Origin of the sequence: Streptomyces sp. NPDC097617 (assembly GCF_044761485.1) — a bacterium.
Lineage (GTDB): Bacteria > Actinomycetota > Actinomycetes > Streptomycetales > Streptomycetaceae > Streptomyces.
In genome coordinates, this window is the sequence record NZ_JBIWCL010000018.1 from 1 (window position 1) to 16499 (window position 16499).

Annotated in this window: 16 protein-coding genes, 1 tRNA gene and 1 pseudogene; 10 read left to right on the plus strand and 8 right to left on the minus strand. The window is 70.5% G+C overall.

Annotated features, from left to right (window positions below):
• Positions 1-752, minus strand: a 752-nt coding sequence (locus ACIQZO_RS25620; protein WP_403630183.1) for an aminopeptidase P N-terminal domain-containing protein, incomplete at its 3' end; no start/stop codon positions are given.
• A 118-nt stretch (positions 753-870) separates the two neighbouring features.
• Positions 871-2424: a PP2C family protein-serine/threonine phosphatase gene (locus ACIQZO_RS25625; protein WP_403630186.1), complete on the minus strand. Its 1554-nt coding sequence runs from the start codon at positions 2422-2424 to the stop codon at positions 871-873.
• Positions 2425-2819: 395 nt separating this feature from the next.
• On the opposite strand from ACIQZO_RS25625, the gene ACIQZO_RS25630 reads away from it, so the two are divergent.
• The gene (locus ACIQZO_RS25630) at positions 2820-3575 is read left to right on the plus strand and encodes a bifunctional DNA primase/polymerase (protein WP_403630188.1); all 756 of its coding nucleotides are present in this window, start codon (positions 2820-2822) and stop codon (positions 3573-3575) included.
• 109 nt (positions 3576-3684) lie between these two features.
• A complete protein-coding gene (locus ACIQZO_RS25635) occupies positions 3685-4257 on the plus strand; it encodes a hypothetical protein (RefSeq protein WP_403630191.1) in 573 nt (190 codons plus the stop codon).
• 180 nt (positions 4258-4437) lie between these two features.
• Here ACIQZO_RS25635 and ACIQZO_RS25640 read toward each other — a convergent pair whose 3' ends face one another.
• The 3 genes and pseudogenes from ACIQZO_RS25640 to ACIQZO_RS25650 all read right to left on the minus strand — a co-directional run bounded on the left by ACIQZO_RS25640 (position 4438) and on the right by ACIQZO_RS25650 (position 7159).
• A complete protein-coding gene (locus tag ACIQZO_RS25640) occupies positions 4438-5412 on the minus strand; it encodes a DUF5926 family protein (protein WP_403630194.1) in 975 nt (324 codons plus the stop codon).
• 261 nt (positions 5413-5673) lie between these two features.
• A pseudogene (locus ACIQZO_RS25645) lies at positions 5674-6311 on the minus strand (ATP-binding protein).
• 59 nt (positions 6312-6370) lie between these two features.
• Positions 6371-7159 (minus strand): glycerophosphodiester phosphodiesterase, encoded by a 789-nt coding sequence (locus ACIQZO_RS25650; RefSeq protein WP_403630593.1) that lies wholly within the window; start codon positions 7157-7159, stop codon positions 6371-6373.
• Positions 7160-7454: 295 nt separating this feature from the next.
• On the opposite strand from ACIQZO_RS25650, the gene ACIQZO_RS25655 reads away from it, so the two are divergent.
• From ACIQZO_RS25655 to ACIQZO_RS25680, 6 genes are all read left to right on the plus strand, one after another.
• On the plus strand, positions 7455-8957 hold the full coding sequence (locus ACIQZO_RS25655; protein WP_403630196.1) for a trypsin-like peptidase domain-containing protein: 1503 nt from the start codon (positions 7455-7457) through the stop codon (positions 8955-8957).
• Positions 8958-9045: 88 nt separating this feature from the next.
• Positions 9046-9951 carry a LysR family transcriptional regulator gene (locus tag ACIQZO_RS25660; protein WP_403630199.1) on the plus strand — a complete coding sequence of 302 codons (906 nt, stop codon included), beginning with the start codon at positions 9046-9048 and terminating at the stop codon, positions 9949-9951.
• A 79-nt stretch (positions 9952-10030) separates the two neighbouring features.
• Positions 10031-10579 carry a cysteine dioxygenase gene (locus ACIQZO_RS25665; RefSeq protein ID WP_403630202.1) on the plus strand — a complete coding sequence of 183 codons (549 nt, stop codon included), beginning with the start codon at positions 10031-10033 and terminating at the stop codon, positions 10577-10579.
• Positions 10579-11625, plus strand: a complete 1047-nt coding sequence (locus ACIQZO_RS25670) for a YeiH family protein (RefSeq protein WP_403630205.1) — start codon at positions 10579-10581, stop codon at positions 11623-11625. The genes ACIQZO_RS25665 and ACIQZO_RS25670 overlap by 1 nt, the downstream gene beginning before the upstream one ends.
• A 221-nt stretch (positions 11626-11846) precedes the next feature.
• The gene (locus ACIQZO_RS25675; RefSeq protein ID WP_403630208.1) at positions 11847-12794 is read left to right on the plus strand and encodes a trypsin-like serine peptidase; all 948 of its coding nucleotides are present in this window, start codon (positions 11847-11849) and stop codon (positions 12792-12794) included.
• Positions 12795-12845: 51 nt separating this feature from the next.
• A tRNA-Ser gene (locus ACIQZO_RS25680) sits at positions 12846-12935 on the plus strand.
• A 69-nt stretch (positions 12936-13004) separates the two neighbouring features.
• On the opposite strand, the gene ACIQZO_RS25685 is transcribed toward ACIQZO_RS25680, so the two are convergent.
• The 3 genes from ACIQZO_RS25685 to ACIQZO_RS25695 form a co-directional block, all read right to left on the minus strand.
• Positions 13005-13184: a hypothetical protein gene (locus tag ACIQZO_RS25685; protein WP_403630211.1), complete on the minus strand. Its 180-nt coding sequence runs from the start codon at positions 13182-13184 to the stop codon at positions 13005-13007.
• A 97-nt stretch (positions 13185-13281) separates the two neighbouring features.
• Positions 13282-13935, minus strand: a complete 654-nt coding sequence (locus ACIQZO_RS25690; RefSeq protein ID WP_403630214.1) for a hypothetical protein — start codon at positions 13933-13935, stop codon at positions 13282-13284.
• Positions 13932-14522 (minus strand): RNA polymerase sigma factor, encoded by a 591-nt coding sequence (locus tag ACIQZO_RS25695; protein ID WP_403630217.1) that lies wholly within the window; start codon positions 14520-14522, stop codon positions 13932-13934. The genes ACIQZO_RS25690 and ACIQZO_RS25695 overlap by 4 nt, the downstream gene beginning before the upstream one ends.
• A gap of 481 nt (positions 14523-15003) precedes the next feature.
• On the opposite strand from ACIQZO_RS25695, the gene ACIQZO_RS25700 reads away from it, so the two are divergent.
• Positions 15004-15435, plus strand: a complete 432-nt coding sequence (locus ACIQZO_RS25700) for a DUF6344 domain-containing protein (protein ID WP_403630220.1) — start codon at positions 15004-15006, stop codon at positions 15433-15435.
• A gap of 659 nt (positions 15436-16094) precedes the next feature.
• Positions 16095-16406, plus strand: a complete 312-nt coding sequence (locus tag ACIQZO_RS25705) for a hypothetical protein (protein WP_403630223.1) — start codon at positions 16095-16097, stop codon at positions 16404-16406.
• Positions 16407-16499 lie beyond the last annotated feature (93 nt).

Consider the following 16499-nt stretch of genomic DNA (forward strand, 5'->3'; position numbering starts at 1 on the left):
GCTTCGGCCTTGTCGAGGACCTTCACGACGTCCTCGAAACCGCGGACGGTGGAATCGACGGCCTTCTGCAGCTCGCCGATCTCGAACGCGTCCTTCACGGCGCGGGCCTCGGAGAGGTAGACGCGCAGTTCCTCGTCGCGCTCCTTGGTCACCTTGTCGGTGAGGGCGGACTCGATGACCGCGTCGTGGCCGCGCACGACGCGGACCGGGCCCTCGGCCTCGGTGAGCGCCTCGGCGAGCTCGCGGACGTCCTTCGCCGGGATGCCCAGGAGCTGCTCGGCCTCGGCGAGGGAGTGGCGGCGGCCGACCCACAGCTCGCCCTGGCCGGACAGCCAGAACTCGCCGTTCTCCCGGTCGGAGCGCGGCAGCAGGTAGACGGTGGCGGTGTGCCCGGTCGGCCCGGTGGGCTCCAGGACCACGACGCCGTTCTCGGTCTGGTCGCCGGTGAGGTAGGCGTACTCGGTCGAGGCGCGGAAGGGGTACTCGGTGTCGTTCGAGCGGGTCTTCAGCCGTCCCGCGGGGACGACCAGACGCTCACCCGGGAAGCGCCGGGACAGCGCGTCCCGGCGGGCGAGGGTGTGCGTGGCCTGGGCGATGGGCTCCAGTCCGTGCAGCTCGGTGTCGGCCCAGCCGGTGCGCATGTTCTCTGCGAGTTCGTCGCTGACGCCCGGGTACAGACCGTTCTTGCGCTGCTTGTGCGTCTTCTTGGGCTGCTCTTCTTCCGGGGTCTCCGGGGTGAGCTCGTCAGCCACGTCTTCTCCTCAGCTACGACGGTACGGACCTGGGTGTGGACCGCATCCATCGTATGCGTGTACGGAGACAGCTGTTCCGAATCATGCCGTCCGTCACGATTCGGAACATGCTCGAGCCTCATTCGAAGCGGGCGGCGAGCAGCACGATGTCCTCCGGGGCCTCGGTCGGCTCCCCGCCGGGCAGGACGGTCCGCAGGATGTGCTCGCACAGCGCCGCCGGGTCCGCGCGGGCGCTGCGGGGTGCACCCGCGGCCGCGGCGTGCAGCCGGGCGTAGGCACGGTCCATCGGGTCGCCCGTGTGGTGGAGCAGCCCGTCGGTGTAGAGAAGCACCGTTTCTCCGGGAGCGGGTTCGATCTCCACGCTCGGCGCCTCCCAGCAGGACAGCATGCCCAGGGGCGCGGAGAGCGAGGTCTCCACGTACTCGGTGCGGTGCTCGCCGATCAGCAGCGGCGGGGTGTGTCCTGCCCCGGCCAGGATGATCTTGCTTCCCTGGCCCCGCGACTGCGGCCCCCCGGTGGGCTCGCAGTAGGCGAAGAGCGCGGTGGCGGAGCGAGCGGGCTCGGTGAGGCGCAGCAGCAGTTCCAGGTCGGACAGGACGGCTACGGGGTCCTCGCCCTCCATGACGGCGTAGGCGCGCAGCGACGCGCGCAGCCGGCCCATCGCGGCGATGGCGCTCGGCCCGGATCCGGTGACGGAGCCGACGGCCAGGCCCAGGGCGCCTTCGGGCAGCGGCAGGGCGTCGTACCAGTCGCCCCCGCCGCGCGGCCCCGCGTGGTGGCGGGCGGCGAGCTGCACCCCGGGGATCCGCGGGAGCCGGCTCGGCAGCAGTTCCTCGGCGACGGTGGCCAGGTGCGAGCGGGAGCGCTCGACCTCCAGCATCCGGGCGAGGTGCTCGGCGGCGTGCCGCACGTACAGCCCGGCGAGGTCGCGCTGGCGGTCGTTCGGCTCGGCCTGCTCGTCGTAGAGCCAGACGGCCGCGCCGAGTCGGCCGGTGGCCTCGGCGGTGAGGGGGAGCGCGTAGCTGGCGGCGTAGCCGAGGCGGGCGGCGACCTCGCGGTGGCGGGGGTCGACGGGGGCGGCGAAACCCCCGGTGCCGGGCGGGGCGTCCGGTTCGGGGAGGAACTCGGAGCCGCCCTGGGCGTCGGGCAGACCGTCGAGGATCCGCCCATAGGAGGTGGCGCTGCGCGGCACGGTCTCGATGTGGCCGAGCTCCGCGTGCCCGAGTCCGAGGCCGATCGTGCTGGTCGGGCCGAGTCCGTCGGAGGGCTCCAGGACGATCAGGCCGCGCCGGGCGCCGACGAGCGCGGCGCCGGCGCGCAGGAACTCGCGCAGGGATGTGTCGAGGTCAGTGGTGCGGGCGAGGCGCTCGGTGAGCTCGTGCAGGGTGGTGAGATCCGAGACCATGCCCGCCAGGCGGTCCTGGATGACACTGCCCGAGCCGGGCGGCGGAGCCGGTGCGGGGGTGGTGCGGGCGGGCGTGGGCGCCGCAGTGTGCGGTGACACGGTTACTGCTGGATCGATTCCAGCCACTTTCGGCAGATGCGGGGCGCTCATGGCGTCCGCCTTTCCACCTGGTGCGATTCGCCAAATAGCATCGCAAACCCCCAGATCGTGCTGCGCCGCCATCAAGGAATCCACATCTACACGCACACATGGATGCATGTCCAGCATTGCCCAGGTGGGAATCCTGGTGTCCGTGGGACGGCAACTCACGGTCGAGCCAAGGCTAGAACTTGGCCGGAAAAAGCTGGAAGCAGTCGGTTTTTGCGATCGACTGAGCGGGCTCCTGAGGGGGGTCGGGTACGTATTCGTAGGTGCCCGGGGTCAGTTGGCGCCGCCGGGAACCGCCCGGCACGGGCCGTCGTCCTTAGCGGCGGCAGCCGGTCTCGGTGCCGCGCGGGTCGCGCTCCACCCCCGCGGGACGTTTGATGGACCCGTAAGAAAACTGCACGAACCGTGTGCACCTGCTTCTGGCGAACAGTGACGCGCAACCTGTACGTGTGGTGAGACACCGGTTACCTGGTGTGATGTGGCCCTCGGCGTTCAACGGAAAGGAACGAGCGCACATGCGCGAGATCCTCGGAAGGCGTCTCCAGCGGCTCCGCGATCGCTTTCAATCCCTGCGCCCCCACCCGGGGCGGAGCGGCGGCACATCCGCTCTCCTCGACGCGGCGCTCGTCTGCGCCACCACCTGGCAATGGCCCGTCCTGCCCGGCGTAGGCCGGTCCGCGGCCGACGGAGCACGATGTGCCTGCCCCGACCCCGACTGCGTCGTCCCCGGCGCCCACCCCTTCGACCCCGGCCTGCTCGCCGCCACCACCGACCCCCGGATGGTGGCCTGGTGGTGGACCAACCGGCCCACCGCTCCCGTCCTGATGGCCACCGGCGGCGCCGCGCCGTGCGCGGTGAGCCTGCCGGCCGGCGCGGCCGCGCATGCCCTCGTACGACTGGACGCACAGGGCCTGCGGCTCGGGCCGGTCGTGGCCACGCCCACCCGTTGGGCGCTGCTGGTGGCGCCCTACTCGCTGGAGCGGCTCGGCGAACTCCTGTACGCGAAGGACCACGTGCCCTCCTCGCTGCGCTTCCACGGTGAGGGCGGCTACCTGTTGCTGCCGCCCTCCGCGGCGTCCAGTGGCGGCCACGTGCGTTGGGAGCGGGAGCCGCGGGCGGAGAGGCGCCCGTCGGGCAGGCGAAGCGCGCAGGGCGCCGCGGGAGCCGGCGGTGCGGGAAGCCTCTGGCTGCCCGAGGTCGAGGCGGTCGTGGACGCGCTGGTCGAGGCCAGCAGCGGCGCGCCCGGCGGCGGCAGCAGGCTCGCGTACTGACCTGCCGGACCCCCGAGGATCACTCGTACGGGTGCCAGCGGGACGAGTTTCCAAGGGAATTGGGCGCGGGGATCTCCGTGCCCCATTCCCGCCTCGCTATCTTCGGCGAATGAATCTCCGCCTGATCGGTATCGGCGCCGGTGTGCTGATCATCTTGTCGCTCCCGCTCGCCGGAGCGATCGCCGGGCCGGATGGCGCCGGTCAGGACGACGGAAAGGGCGGCGGCCTGTTCTCGGCGCTCGGGCTTTCGGATCCCTCCCGTACATCCCCCGCGGCGCCCGCGGACCCGGCGCGGGCGGCCGGCCGGCAGCAGCCCGGCCCGGCCGAGCAGCCCCGTACGGATTCCCGCTGCGGCCCCGAGCTGTCCTCGCCGCACGGGGTGGAGGCGCAGACCTGCGTGCTGGTGGGTGAAGGCCGTACGTGGGGCCGGAGTTACTACCGGAACACAAGTGGTCGCGCACTCGATGCGGTGCTGACGATGATGGGTCCGGCAGGGCGCACGGTCCAGATCCGGTGCGCGGTGGGCGCGGGCGACGAACCGGGCCTGTGCGAGACGCCGAAGGAGGACTCGGTCGGAGAGCCGGAGGGTTACTCGGCCGTAGCGGAATTTGCAGTTCCGGATGATGAAGGGGAACTGCTCTTGAGGTCCGGGAGCAACTCGCCGGCACCGGGTGACGGTTGACCGCACCCTGAAAATCAAGGGCCCGGTCGCTGGCGACGGGGGATGCACCAGCGACCGGGCTACAAGAACGGTAACAAGAGATCGCCTGTTCGCAAATTCGATCTCCGATATTCAGACATCGATTTGCAGACGATTAGCGGGAGTTGTGACTCCGGTCACCGGTTCCGCGCGTCCGCTCGGTCAGCTGAGGGTCACCTGGCGGTTGGTGAGTCCGCCACGTGCCCGGCGCTCCTCCGTGGTCAGCGGCGCGTCCGTGGCCAGAGCCCCGGCCAGCCGCTCCGCGAACTCCGCGGCGGGCTTCTCGACGTCGTCGGCCGTGACTCCGGTGGGCAGGTCCCAGACCGGGACCATCAGGCCGTGCGCGCGGAAGGAACCGACGAGCTTCGTACCCTCGCCGAGCGAGGACGTGCCGGCCGCGTGCAGCCGCGCGAGGGCGTCGAGCAGCTTCTCCTCGGCGTGCGGCATGACCCAGCGCAGGTGGTTCTTGTCCGGCGTCTCGCACCAGTAGGCGGCGTCCACGCCGGTCAGCTTGACGGTGGGAATGGCCGCGGCGTTGGCGCGCTCCAGCGAGGCGGCGATCTCCGGCGAGGCGCTCTGGGCGCTCTCGGATTCCGGAATCCAGAATTCGAACCCGCTGTGGACAACCGGCTCGAAACCGCCGTCGGCGTCCAGGAGATCCTGAAGTCGGGGCCCCTCGGCCGGAACCCGGCGGGCGGCGACCGGCGTACCCGGCTCCGCCACGAGGGCGCGCTCCAGGGTGTCGGCCATGTCGCGGCCGAGGTCGCCGGAGGAGGAGTCGTTCTGCAGGCCGAGGAGGACGGAACCGTCCTCGCGGCGCAGCGCCGGCCACGCCATAGGCAGTACGGTCACGAGCGTTACGGAGGGCACGCCCTCGGGCAGGCCGCCCTTGAGGGACAGCGGAACGGTGGCCGCGGGTACCAGCTCGCGCAGGGCGACCCAGTCGCACTCGCCCGGCAGACCCTCGAACGGGCGCTGCACGTGCTCGGTGACGGCGTGCGCGGCGGCCGCACCGTGGCAGGCCTTGTAGCGGCGGCCGGACCCGCAGGGGCAGGGCTCGCGGGCGCCCACAACAGGGATCTCACCGTTGTTGAGCTGCGGCTTTGCAGTCTTGGCTGCGGGGCGCTTCTTGGCCATCGTGCGTGTCTCCCGGTTGCGGCGGTACGGCGTCGTGTCTGGGCGCGAGCCTAGCCGTTCGTACCGCCGGAACCGGTTGGGTGCGGCCGGGAGCACGGTCGGCGTGCGCTCCCGGACGGCCGCCTGTGCGGATGACCGGTACTGCTGTCGTGCGGTGCTGCGGTGCTGCGGTGCTGCGGTGCTGCGGTGCTGCGGTGCGGTTGTGCGGTTGTCGTGCTGTTGATGTGCGGTGCTGTCCGTCGTGCGGTCGCCGATCCCGGTTCAGGGATCGAGGTCGTCGAATGCCGTACTGAAGTCGATCGCCGGGGGCGCAACGCGCGTAGCGAAATCCTCGTGCCGGGGCCCACAGGCAACGATCACCCACACGGTGACCTCACCCGCCGCTCCGTCCCGGACACCCCAGTCCTGGGCCAGAGCGCTGATGATGTTCAGCCCCCGGCCGCCCCGTGCGGTCACCGAGGGCGTGGCAGGGACCGGGCGGGTTGGCCCGCCTCCGTCCGTGACCTCGACCGTCAGTCGTCCCGCTCTGTCGACGCGCCATGCGGCGCGTATCTCCCCGTCCCCGACTTCCCGTGAGCCCAGGGGCGTGCCGTGTCGACAAGCGTTGCTGAGCAGTTCGGAAAGGATCAGTACGGCATCGTCCACGACCGATTCGGGTACACCGCCGATACGCAGCTGCTCGCGCATCCGGTGTCTCGCCTCGCCCACGCCCGCAGGACCATGGCGTACGTCCATGCACGACGACGTGGGCACTTCTTGTGCCACCACCAACGCCACCCCCGGAACCTCCTTAGCCCCACGCATGGTCTGGATGCCCCAATGGCCTGGACCGGAAACCGCCGAAGGAGCCCGAAGCGCGCCCCTCTGACGCATTCATGCCGACCGAATGCGGAGCGGATGCGCCGGGGCACACCCTGTTACGGATGTGTCAGGGGAGGTGGGTGCGCAAATCGGGATGTCAGCGCCCGAGTTGGGACAGAACTTGGCGGGGTCTGTTCGTGATGATTGCTTCCACGCCCAGATCAGCGCAGAGCTGAACATCTTCTGGTTCGTTCACTGTCCATACGTGTACGGAGTGGCCCGCGCCCTGGAGCTTGTGGATGAAGGCGGGATGGTTGCGCACGATCCGCATCCCGGGACCGGCGATCGTCACTCCTGCGGGCAGCCGCCCGTCCCGCATCCGCGGCGAGATGAACTGCATCAGGTACACGGTCGGGATCGTCGGCGCGGCCGCCCGGATCCGGTGCAGGGAGCGCGCGGAGAAGCTCATGACCCGCACCGGGTGGGGGCCCTCGGCAGGCGGGGCGTCCAGGCCGAAGCGCTTGAGGAGGATGAGGAGGCGCTCTTCCACCTGTCCGGCCCAGCGGGTCGGATGCTTCGTCTCGATCGCCAGCTGCACCGGCCGTCCGGCGTCGGAGACCAGCTCCAGCAGGCGCTCCAGCGTCAGGACGGAGGTGCGCTCGGGGTCCGCGTCCCAGTCGGGGGACTCCTCGCGGTCCTTCCAGGAGCCGAAGTCGAGGGCGGCGAGATCGGCCAGCTCCAGGGCGGAGACGGCGCCGCGGCCGTTCGAGGTGCGGTTCACCCGGCGGTCGTGGACCAGGACCAGATGGCCGTCCGCGGTGAGCCGGACATCGCATTCGAGGCCGTCTGCGCCGTCCTCGATGGCCTTGCGGTAGGCGGCCAGGGTGTGCTCGGGGGCATCCTCCGAGGCGCCGCGGTGGGCGACGACCTGGATGGTGCGCGGCATTGCGTGGGTCACCGGGTCATGGTGCCACCGAGAGGCACCCGGGTGTCGGGGCCGGACGGGCCTCGGCCATCCGCCGACCCCGCGTCGGCCTCGCACCGGCCCCGCATCGACCCCGAGAGTGCATCCGAAATGTCGTATATAAAGAATGGGGAGAGATACACAGGTCCGGCTTACAGTGCTCTGACGGGTCATGGGAAAGGCTTTGCCCAGGAACTTGTGCGGCACGTCGAACGTTCAGTCGGACCGATATCGCCAGAGAATTTTCCGAAGCCGTGTGTGACGAGGAGAGAGCGCTGTGAGCACCGAGAACGAGGGCACCGCGGCCCCGACACCCCCCGCGGCCCCGTCCGTACCCCCTGCTCCGGCCTCCGAGACGCAGGATGCGGCCCCCGCGCCCACCGTCCCCGAGCCGGTGACCCAGCAGCTGCCGCCGACTCCGGCACCGGGTACCGAGCCCACCCAGCAGATCCCGCCGGCCCAGGCGCCCCCGGTGGCCCAGGCCTACGGAGAGCCACACACCCCTGCCGCCCCGGCTTACGGCGATCCTCACGCCCCGGCCGCGCACGGAGCCGAGGGCTGGCCGCCTCCGCCGCCCACGGTGCCGTCGTACGGAGCGGGCGGCCACGGCGGCGGTGCCTGGGGTGCTCCCCTGAGCGCCGACGGCGCCCCCGCGCCGAAGTCGAAGGGCAAGGGCGGCCTGGTCGCGGGAGTCCTGGTGGCGGCCCTCCTCGCGGGCGGCATCGGCGGCGGCGTCGGCTACTGGGCCGCCGAGCGCAGCAACAAAGGCACCGGCTCCACCACGATCAGCGCAGGGAACACCCCCAAGGACCTCAAGCGCGAGGCCGGCTCCATCGCGGGTCTGGCGGCGGGCGCCCTGCCCAGCGTGGTCACCATCGAGGCATCCGCCGGCGACGGCGAGGGCGGCACCGGCACCGGCTTCGTCTACGACCAGCAGGGCCACATCCTCACCAACAACCACGTCGTGGCCTCGGCCGCGAACGGCGGCAGGCTCTTCGCGACGTTCTCCGACGGCAAGCGGTACGACGCCGAGGTCGTGGGCCGCGCCCAGGGCTACGACGTCGCCGTCCTCAAGCTGAAGAACCCGCCGACCGGCCTCAAGCCGCTGCCGCTCGGCGACTCCGACAAGGTCGCGGTCGGCGACTCGACCATCGCGATCGGCGCCCCCTTCGGACTGTCCAACACGGTCACCACCGGCATCGTGAGCGCCAAGAACCGCCCGGTGGCCTCCGGCGACGGCAACGGCAGCAAGAACTCGTACATGAGCGCCCTCCAGACGGACGCCTCGATCAACCCGGGCAACTCCGGCGGACCGCTGCTCGACGGACGCGGTGCGGTCATCGGCATCAACTCCGCGATCCAGTCGGCGGGCAACGGCGGCTTCGGCGGCGGCCAGGCCGGCTCCATCGGCCTCGGCTTCGCCATCCCGGTCAACCAGGCGAGGAACGTCGCCGAATCGCTCATCAAGACGGGCAAGCCGGTCTACCCGGTGATCTCGGTCTCCGTGGACCTCCAGGCCAAGTCCGAGGGCGCCAAGATCTCCGAGCAGGGCGCGGCCGCCAACGAGCTGGTCGACCCGAACGGCCCCGCCGGCAAGGCGGGCCTGAAGCCGGGCGACATCATCACCGAGTTCGGCGGCAAGCCGGTCGACAGCGGCCCGACCCTGATCAGCATGATCTGGACGTACAAGCCCGGCGACACCGTGAAGCTGACCTACCTGCGCAGCGGCAAGCCGACCACGGTCGACATCACGCTCGGCTCCCGGGTCGGCGACAAGTAGCAGCACCGGCCGCGGCGGCGGCCCGACGAGGAGGGGCCGTAGGCGGATTCCGCCTACGGCCCCTCCAACGTCCGCTTATGCTTCGTTCGTGTTCGATTCTCGGCACATACGGACCTTTCACACGGTGGTCGCCTCCGGCTCGTACTCGGCCGCCGCCCGTGTGCTGGGCTACACCCAGCCCGCCATCACCCAGCAGATGAAGGCGCTCGAACGCGCCGTCGGCACCCCGCTGTTCACCCGCGTGGGCCGCAGGATGCAGCTCACCGAGGCGGGCGAGTCCCTCTCCCGGCACGCCGAGACCATCCTCGGCAACCTCTCCGCCGCCGAGGCGCAGCTGAGGGCGTATGCCCGGCTGCGCACCGGCCGGGTCCGACTGTGCGGCTTCCCCAGCGCCAACGTCACCCTCGTCCCCGAGGCGCTCAGCAGCCTGGCCAAGGACCATCCGGGCATACAGGTGGAACTGCTGGAGGGGGAGCCCCCCGAATCGCTGCGCCGGCTGGAGCGCGGCGAGTGCGACATCACCCTGGCTTTCACCTATCCCGGCCTGCACGAGGCGATTCCGGAGGAGGTCGCCGAGGTCAGGCTGCTGGAGGACCAGCTGACGGTGCTGCTGCCGACCGGGCATCCGCTGGCCCGGCGCCGCGCCGTGAACCTGGCCGACCTCGCCGAGGAACGGTGGATCGCGGGCTGTCCGCGCTGCCGCGCGAACCTGCTGCACGAGTGCGCGGAGCTGGGGTTCGTGCCCGACATCCGCTTCGCCACCGACGACAACCTGGTGGTGCAGAGCCTGGTAGCACAGGGTCTGGGCGTGGCGATGATGCCCGCGCTGGTGCTGCCGTCCCTCTCACTCAGCAGGGTCTGCGGGCGAGCCCTCCAGCCCGCGGCCCGCCGGCACATCGCGGCGTACGTCTACCGGGACCACCTGCGGATCCCTGCGACCGCCGTGGTGCTCGACACGCTGAAGCAGGTGGCCGGGAACCGGGTCGGCTGCTGACCGACCCATAAGCACTGCTAGGGACTTCAGGTCATAACTGTCGTTGGACGTGATGGGACGACGGCAGCACGCTGCCCGTATGACCACCACCACACCGGCCCGCACCACCACGAGGATGGCCGCCCTCGTCAGTGAGATCCGCACGGTCGTGGAGCGGGGGCTGGCTCCCGACCTCACCGCGTACCTGGTGGGCGAACGGCTTGCCCCGCACCTGGGCGCACCCGACCTGCTGGCTCCGGCCCAGCAGGAAGGCGACCCGGAGCGGTACCGGCAGCACGTCCTGCACGCCGAGTCCGACGGCAGCTTCTCGGTGGTGGCACTGGTCTGGCTGCCCGGACAGGAGACCTGCATCCACGACCACGTGTCGTGGTGCGTGGCCGGGGTGCACCAGGGGGAGGAGAGCGAACGCCGCTTCCGGCTCGCACCGGGTGCCGGCCCCGCCCGGCTGGTGGCCACCGAGGACGTGGTGAACGCCCAGGGCGAGGTCTGCGGGTTCGCCCCGCCCGGTGACATCCACATGGTGCGCAATTCCTGTACGAGCAAGGCGATATCGGTGCACGTATACGGCGCCGACGTCTCCCGGCTGGGCACCAGCATCCGTCGCGTCTATACGCTCCCCGTCGACTGATGGCCCTCCTCCACCGCCCTCAGGGCGCAGCGGTCCGGCATGTTTCACGTGAAACATCCACTCCCTGGCCCGGGTTGGCGATGGCTGCCGGCGGCGCGCTGACGGCATGGTGCATCCATCGCCTCGTGCCCGCCGTGCCGATGCTGACCGCATCGGTGGTGCTGGGCATCGCGGTGGCACACCTGCCGGGCCTGCGGACATTCATACGTGCCGCCGCGCGCCCGGGTCTCTCCCTTGCCGGCCGCCGGCTGATGCGGATGGGCATCGTCCTGCTGGGCCTCGGTCTGGGGCTGGACCAGGTGCTGCGGCTGGGCTGGGCCACGGTGGCGATGGTGGTCGGCGTGGTCGCGGCCACCTTCTTCGGCACCCTCTGGCTGGGCCACCGGCTGCGGCTCCCGGGCGATCAGCCGCTGCTGATCGCCACCGGGTACTCGATCTGCGGCGCCTCCGCGATCGGCGCGGTGAGCGAGGTGTCCGGCAGTGACGAGGAGGATGTGGCTGCCTCGGTGGCCCTGGTCACCCTGTGCGGGACGCTGGCCATAGCGGTACTTCCGCTGCTCCAGGGACCGTTGGGGCTCTCCGACCCCGCCTTCGGGCGGTGGGTCGGCGCCGGTGTCCATGATGTTGGCCAGGTCGTGGCCACAGCGCAGACGGCAGGCCCCGCCGCCCTGGGCGAGGCCGTGCTGGTCAAGCTGATGCGGGTGGCGCTGCTGGCCCCGCTGGTGGCGGCGGTGGCCTTCTCGGTACGGGCCCGGCGGCGCGGGGTGCGCACCGCCTCGGGGCGTCGGCCGGCGCCGGTGCCGCTGTTCGTCCTCGGGTTCCTGGCCGCGGCCGCGCTGCGGGCCACCGGCGTACTGCCCGACGTAGCGCTGGAGTGGGCGCACACCGCCCAGGAGGCCCTGCTGGCGGCGGCTCTGTTCGGCCTGGGGAGCGCGGTGCACCTGCCGACGCTGGCCCGGACCGGCGGGCGGGCCGCGGCGCTGGGCCTCGGGGCCTGGGTGGTGGTGGCGGGGGTGTCGTACGCGGGCGTGCTGCTCACCGTATGACGGTGCAACGGGGTGGAGTTGGCCATTTCCTGGCCGGAACCGACCGAACGTTCTTACTGCCCGCTGACATTGCGACGCTCCCGTGCCACTCTGCCCCCGGAAATCCGCACGACGCACGACGCACGCAGCACCGCGCACAGCCGATCCGCACCGACCGCTCTTCACCCCCACCCTGCCCGGTGTCGTCACCCGGCCCGGGCACGGAGCAGAAGGAGTCATGCGTGAATCGTCATCGCACGGCCTTGTCCGTCCTGCTCGCGGCGGGCGCCCTGGTCGCGGGCGCCCTGACGGCGGCCACCCCCTCGCTCGCCGCGGACGCCCCCGCGTCCTTCCGGCAGCAGCACACCCAGGGCTTCTGGACCACCGAACGGATGCGCGGCGCCACTCCGCTCGATGTGACGGCGGTCCCCGGAGCGGCCCGCACCCCGGTCGCCACATCGGCGACGCCCACGGCCATCGCCCCGACGGCTGCCGCGTCCCCCACGGCGTTCCCGCAGGCGGGCGGCGCCTGGACGGGCGGCGGCGCCGTCGTGAAGACCTCGGGTCGGGTCTTCTTCACGCTGGGCGACCGGACCGCCTCATGCTCCGGAGACTCGATCACCAGCGCCAACGGCAGCACCGTCATCACGGCCGGCCACTGCGTGAAGTACCAGGGGGCCTGGCACACGAACTGGGTCTTCGTCCCCGCCTACAACAACGGCTCCGCGCCCTACGGGCAGTGGTCGGCCACCAAGACCTTCGCCACCGACCAGTGGGCGGCGAGCGAGGACATGAACATGGACGTCGGCCTGGCCGTCGTCGCCCCGCTGAACGGCAGGACCCTGACCCAGACGGTGGGCGCCCAGGGGATCCTCTTCAACGGCGGCTACAACAAGAGGATGTACTCCTTCGGCTTCCCCGCGGCGGCCCCGTACGACGGCACCAAGCTGGTCTACTGCAGCGGCAACAGCGGCAAGGACTTCCTGCTGACCAAGGACCACAGCCTGGCCTGCAACATGACCGGCGGCTCCAGCGGCGGCCCCTGGTTCCAGGACTTCAACGAGACCACGGGCCTCGGCACCCAGGTCTCGGTGAACAGCTTCGGCTACACCTTCCTGCCGAACCGGATGTACGGCCCCTACTTCGGCAACGAGGCGAAGGCGGCCTACGACAAGGCCCAGACGGCCTGACCCGGCACTCGCCCCCGCCACCCCCACCTGGCCGGTACTCTGTACCGGCCAGGTGGGTTGCCCGAGCGGCCTAAGGGAACGGTCTTGAAAACCGTCGTGGCAGCGATGTCACCGTGGGTTCAAATCCCACACCCACCGCCATGTGAGAAGCAGCAGGTCAGAGGGCGGGTCCCGGTTCGGGGCCCGCCCTCTGTGCTTTCCGTGAGCCGGTCACAGCAGCTGCTGAAGCCAGTAGGCCCCCGAGGTCGCAGCGGCCAGTCCGGCACCGTAGCTCAGTCCGCGTACGAAGTGTCCGGTCGCGGCGCGGCGCTGGCGTCGGCCCCACCGCATCAGGGTCCTTACGGCGCGCAGCTTCTGAGGGCGCGGGGGTGGAATGTCCATGCTGGTCACGGGTCCTTCCTCGGCATGACAAAGGGAGCCCTGCGGGCGGCGCGGTGCCCGGAGGGCTCCCTTCGGCGGGGTGGTGGGGGCGCTGGCCGCGGGGCGGTCAGCGACTGGCGAACGCGCGGAGGCTGTCGACGAGGCGCCGGTCAGGACGACGGACGATGCCCCCGTCATCGCCGAGGCGGTCCACCTCCATTTCCAGCATCCCGGTCGGGGGTGTGCTGCTGGCCGATCCGTTCTTGTTCACGTAGGAGGCCACGGCTCCCAGGCATTCCAGCAGGACGTCGTCGATGCCGCCCTCGCTCCGGGAACCGGTCACTTCGTGCAGCCAGTGAGCCGCTTCCCGCTGCTCTCCGAGGGCGAGGTGGCGCAGGTGGAGGCAGTAGGCGGCGAGCCGGTTGCCGGCGCCGGCGGACAGCTGCCACCAGAACTGGGCGCTGTCGGGATGCCCTGTCAGGAAGAGCAGGCAGGCGAAGACGCCGGCGCCTTCCACATCGAGCTCGGCCTTGGTGCCCGGGGTGGGTACCTCCGCGAGGCGGCTGATGTGGCCGGCGGCGTCCGGGGCGTTGATGGCCCAGCGGCACATGGTCGACAACTGATGCCCTGCCCGGGCGGCGCCGGCCAGGTGGCTGGAGGGCGAAGGACTGCGGCTGGCGTCAGTGGCGAGCCGGCGCAGGGACGCACCGACGTCGTAGCGAGGGTTTCCCGTGAGGGTCACCTCAGCGTTCTCCAGGAGGTCGTCGATGGTGCGGGTCACTGCGTGCCTTCCTTCTGACGGGTGGCCGTCCGGGTGGGCAGGCCCAGCTTCCTGCCCAAGCGCTCCCTTGCGCGGCGGCAGTGATGGGTCACGGTGCGTTCGTCGATGTCCATGTAGCGGGCGGTCTGCTTGGTCGTGTAGCCCATCAGGAACCGCATGACGATGACCGTGTACTGGCGGATGGGAAGTTCCGATATCGCTTCGTACAGACCGATCGGACTGGGCGCCAGCTCCAATTCGCCCCGGAGGGCGCGCAGGTTCTGACCGATCGGACCATTGATGATGTACGCCGGGTCCCGGCCCTCCCGGGCGAGCCGACGCGTTACGTGCCGGTGGAGGACCGCGAGGGTGCGGCGCTCCAGTTCGTCCTCCTGGAGCAGTCCGCTCCATTCGGTGAGTATCTCGAGGAAGACCTCGTGGACCACGGTCTCCGCAGTCACGCGGCTGCCACAGTGGAGCTCTGCATACGCGTGGAAGAATTCCTGGTGGCTGAGGACGAACGCCTCGAAGTCCAGCGGCAGGGGCAGCGACGTGCGTACATGCCCGCCGCCCATCCGGCCCGGGTCGAGCCCGGTCTCGTCACGCACACGTGGCTCCGGCGCCCAGGCTGAAACGCTCAGCAGTGGTCACGGGACACTTCCTTCAACGAAGTGGGACACCAACTGTCGGTGCCGGCGCGCTAGTTGCCCGCTGATGACCACTTAAGCGAATCAGGTCCGGGATCACTCATCCGTAGTTGTGGAATTTTCACCGAGCGCTCCGCACTGATCACGGAATGCAAGATCGAGAACCGGAATGGGCGCCTCTGGTCAGGCGTAATGCGGTCCGGTGGCGCCGGGGCGGACCTCCTGGTGAGGGTGTTTATGGCACACGTCACATGGTGGTGTGGTGGGCGGCTACCGCTCAGAACCTTGGGTGGGTTCCTCCACCGATTCGCGGCCTTGGTCCTTCTGGGTGGTGTTTGTCGGAAGATCGGCGCGGGTGGTGGGGGCGGTGCGGTTGCGACCACATCATGACGAATGTATGCAGATCCGCCCGTCCGAACATCACGAATTGAGGCAAATCTTCATGGCTCACCGCAACGTCCTCGCGTCGATCTGGACCTCCGTCCTTGCCGCCCTCGTGGCGCTCCTCTCCTGCGTCGGCCTCGCCGGGAAGTCGGCTCCTGCTTCCGTCTCGGCCCCCGTCGCCGCGGGCCCCGCAGCCGCCACCGCCGTACGCCGACCGGCCGTCGCGGCCCGACGGACCTGGCGGGCGGTGATGCGGGGCGGTTCGCTGCCGCCGACCATCAAGCAGCGGATCCGCGCCGAGGCGCACGGCAAAACCCCCTCCGTACGCCGCTCCACCACCGCCGCGGCCATGGGCGCCGGACCCGGAAGCGCCGCCCGCACCTTGACTTCGGGCACCGCTCCCGCTGCCGCTCCCGCCGCCGCATCCGTCACCGTCCGCGCCGCAGCCACCGCCGGCGCCGCCCGGGAAACGCTCCGGCTGGCCGCGTAGCCCCGTATCCCGTTACGTAGCGCAGTCGCAGTCTTAGTTCCAGAAGGAACAGGCGCAGTCGCCTTAGTCCCAGCAGTGGCAGTAGCAGTAGCGATAGCGGTCGTAGTCGTAGTCGTAGTCGCACGGTCCGGTTCGCAGGCGTACGCGCCGCCGCCGGGCAGGAGTCAAAGCACAAGCACAAGCATGAGCAGGACCAGAACCAGAAGGAGAGACAGGCGCTGGAGCCCGGTCGGTCATGACCGTGGATCGCGCCAGGTGGTGTCCCGGAGCGGGGCACGGATGGATTACCCCGGCTTGCGCCGGGGCGCGCAGGGGGCGTGAAGCTTGGGATTGCAGGGCCGCAGGCCCGGGAGACGGTGGGGTTCCCGGACGGCGCGGCCCTTTTCGGCATGTCCGGGACACGGAGATCTGGCGGAACGCTTCATCCCTTGTGTGACGCGGGATTCAGCCGCCTCCGGAGTGCTGCCTGGGCTCCGGAAGTAAGAATGTGGTTTATCCGGTGTTGGTATTACTTGCGGGGGAATCGGGGGGTCCGGGGTGGTTCGCCGGGGATTCGGTGGGCAACTCTGGTCTCGCGACGTCGTCACCACGGAACGACCGAGGCGGTCGGCCAACTGCTTTGGAGCACTTCCCACTTCGGTTTTCTGGAGGATTAAGACATGGCAAACATCCGTGCCGCCCGCGTCATCGCCGCCGTCGCCGCTCTCCCCCTCGCCGCCGCTCTCTTCGGCGGGGTGGCGTCGGCCGACAACGGCTCCTTCGCGAACGACGGATCGAATGCGAGCGTCGCCAGCATCATCGGCAGCGGTGTGGGCGGCAACAACAACGGCAACTCGTCCACGTCGCAGCAGGTTGCCACCGGTTCCGGCGCATCCAATCAGAACAACACGGCGCAGGTGAACGGCTCGGCCTTCACCGCGATCGACCAGTCCAACTCCACCGTGGCGGTCAACTTCCACCCCTGGTGGTAGCAGTGGCCTGAGCCGCTCCGATTCTTGAGGGCGTCTGTGCGACCGGACCGGCTGGGGTCCGGTAGCGCAGGCGCCCTCGCGCATGCCGCCCCG

Bases quoted from the DNA above. Each gene is read 5' to 3' on its own strand.
- ACIQZO_RS25625 (WP_403630186.1), bottom strand. From the start codon at position 2,424: ATGCTGGACATGCATCCATGTGTGCGTGTAGATGTGGATTCCTTGATG.
- ACIQZO_RS25630 (WP_403630188.1), top strand. From the start codon at position 2,820: ATGCGCGAGATCCTCGGAAGGCGTCTCCAGCGGCTCCGCGATCGCTTT.
- ACIQZO_RS25635 (WP_403630191.1), top strand. From the start codon at position 3,685: ATGAATCTCCGCCTGATCGGTATCGGCGCCGGTGTGCTGATCATCTTG.
- ACIQZO_RS25640 (WP_403630194.1), bottom strand. From the start codon at position 5,412: ATGGCCAAGAAGCGCCCCGCAGCCAAGACTGCAAAGCCGCAGCTCAAC.
- ACIQZO_RS25650 (WP_403630593.1), bottom strand. From the start codon at position 7,159: ATGCCGCGCACCATCCAGGTCGTCGCCCACCGCGGCGCCTCGGAGGAT.
- ACIQZO_RS25665 (WP_403630202.1), top strand. From the start codon at position 10,031: ATGACCACCACCACACCGGCCCGCACCACCACGAGGATGGCCGCCCTC.
- ACIQZO_RS25670 (WP_403630205.1), top strand. From the start codon at position 10,579: ATGGCCCTCCTCCACCGCCCTCAGGGCGCAGCGGTCCGGCATGTTTCA.
- ACIQZO_RS25700 (WP_403630220.1), top strand. From the start codon at position 15,004: ATGGCTCACCGCAACGTCCTCGCGTCGATCTGGACCTCCGTCCTTGCC.
- ACIQZO_RS25705 (WP_403630223.1), top strand. From the start codon at position 16,095: ATGGCAAACATCCGTGCCGCCCGCGTCATCGCCGCCGTCGCCGCTCTC.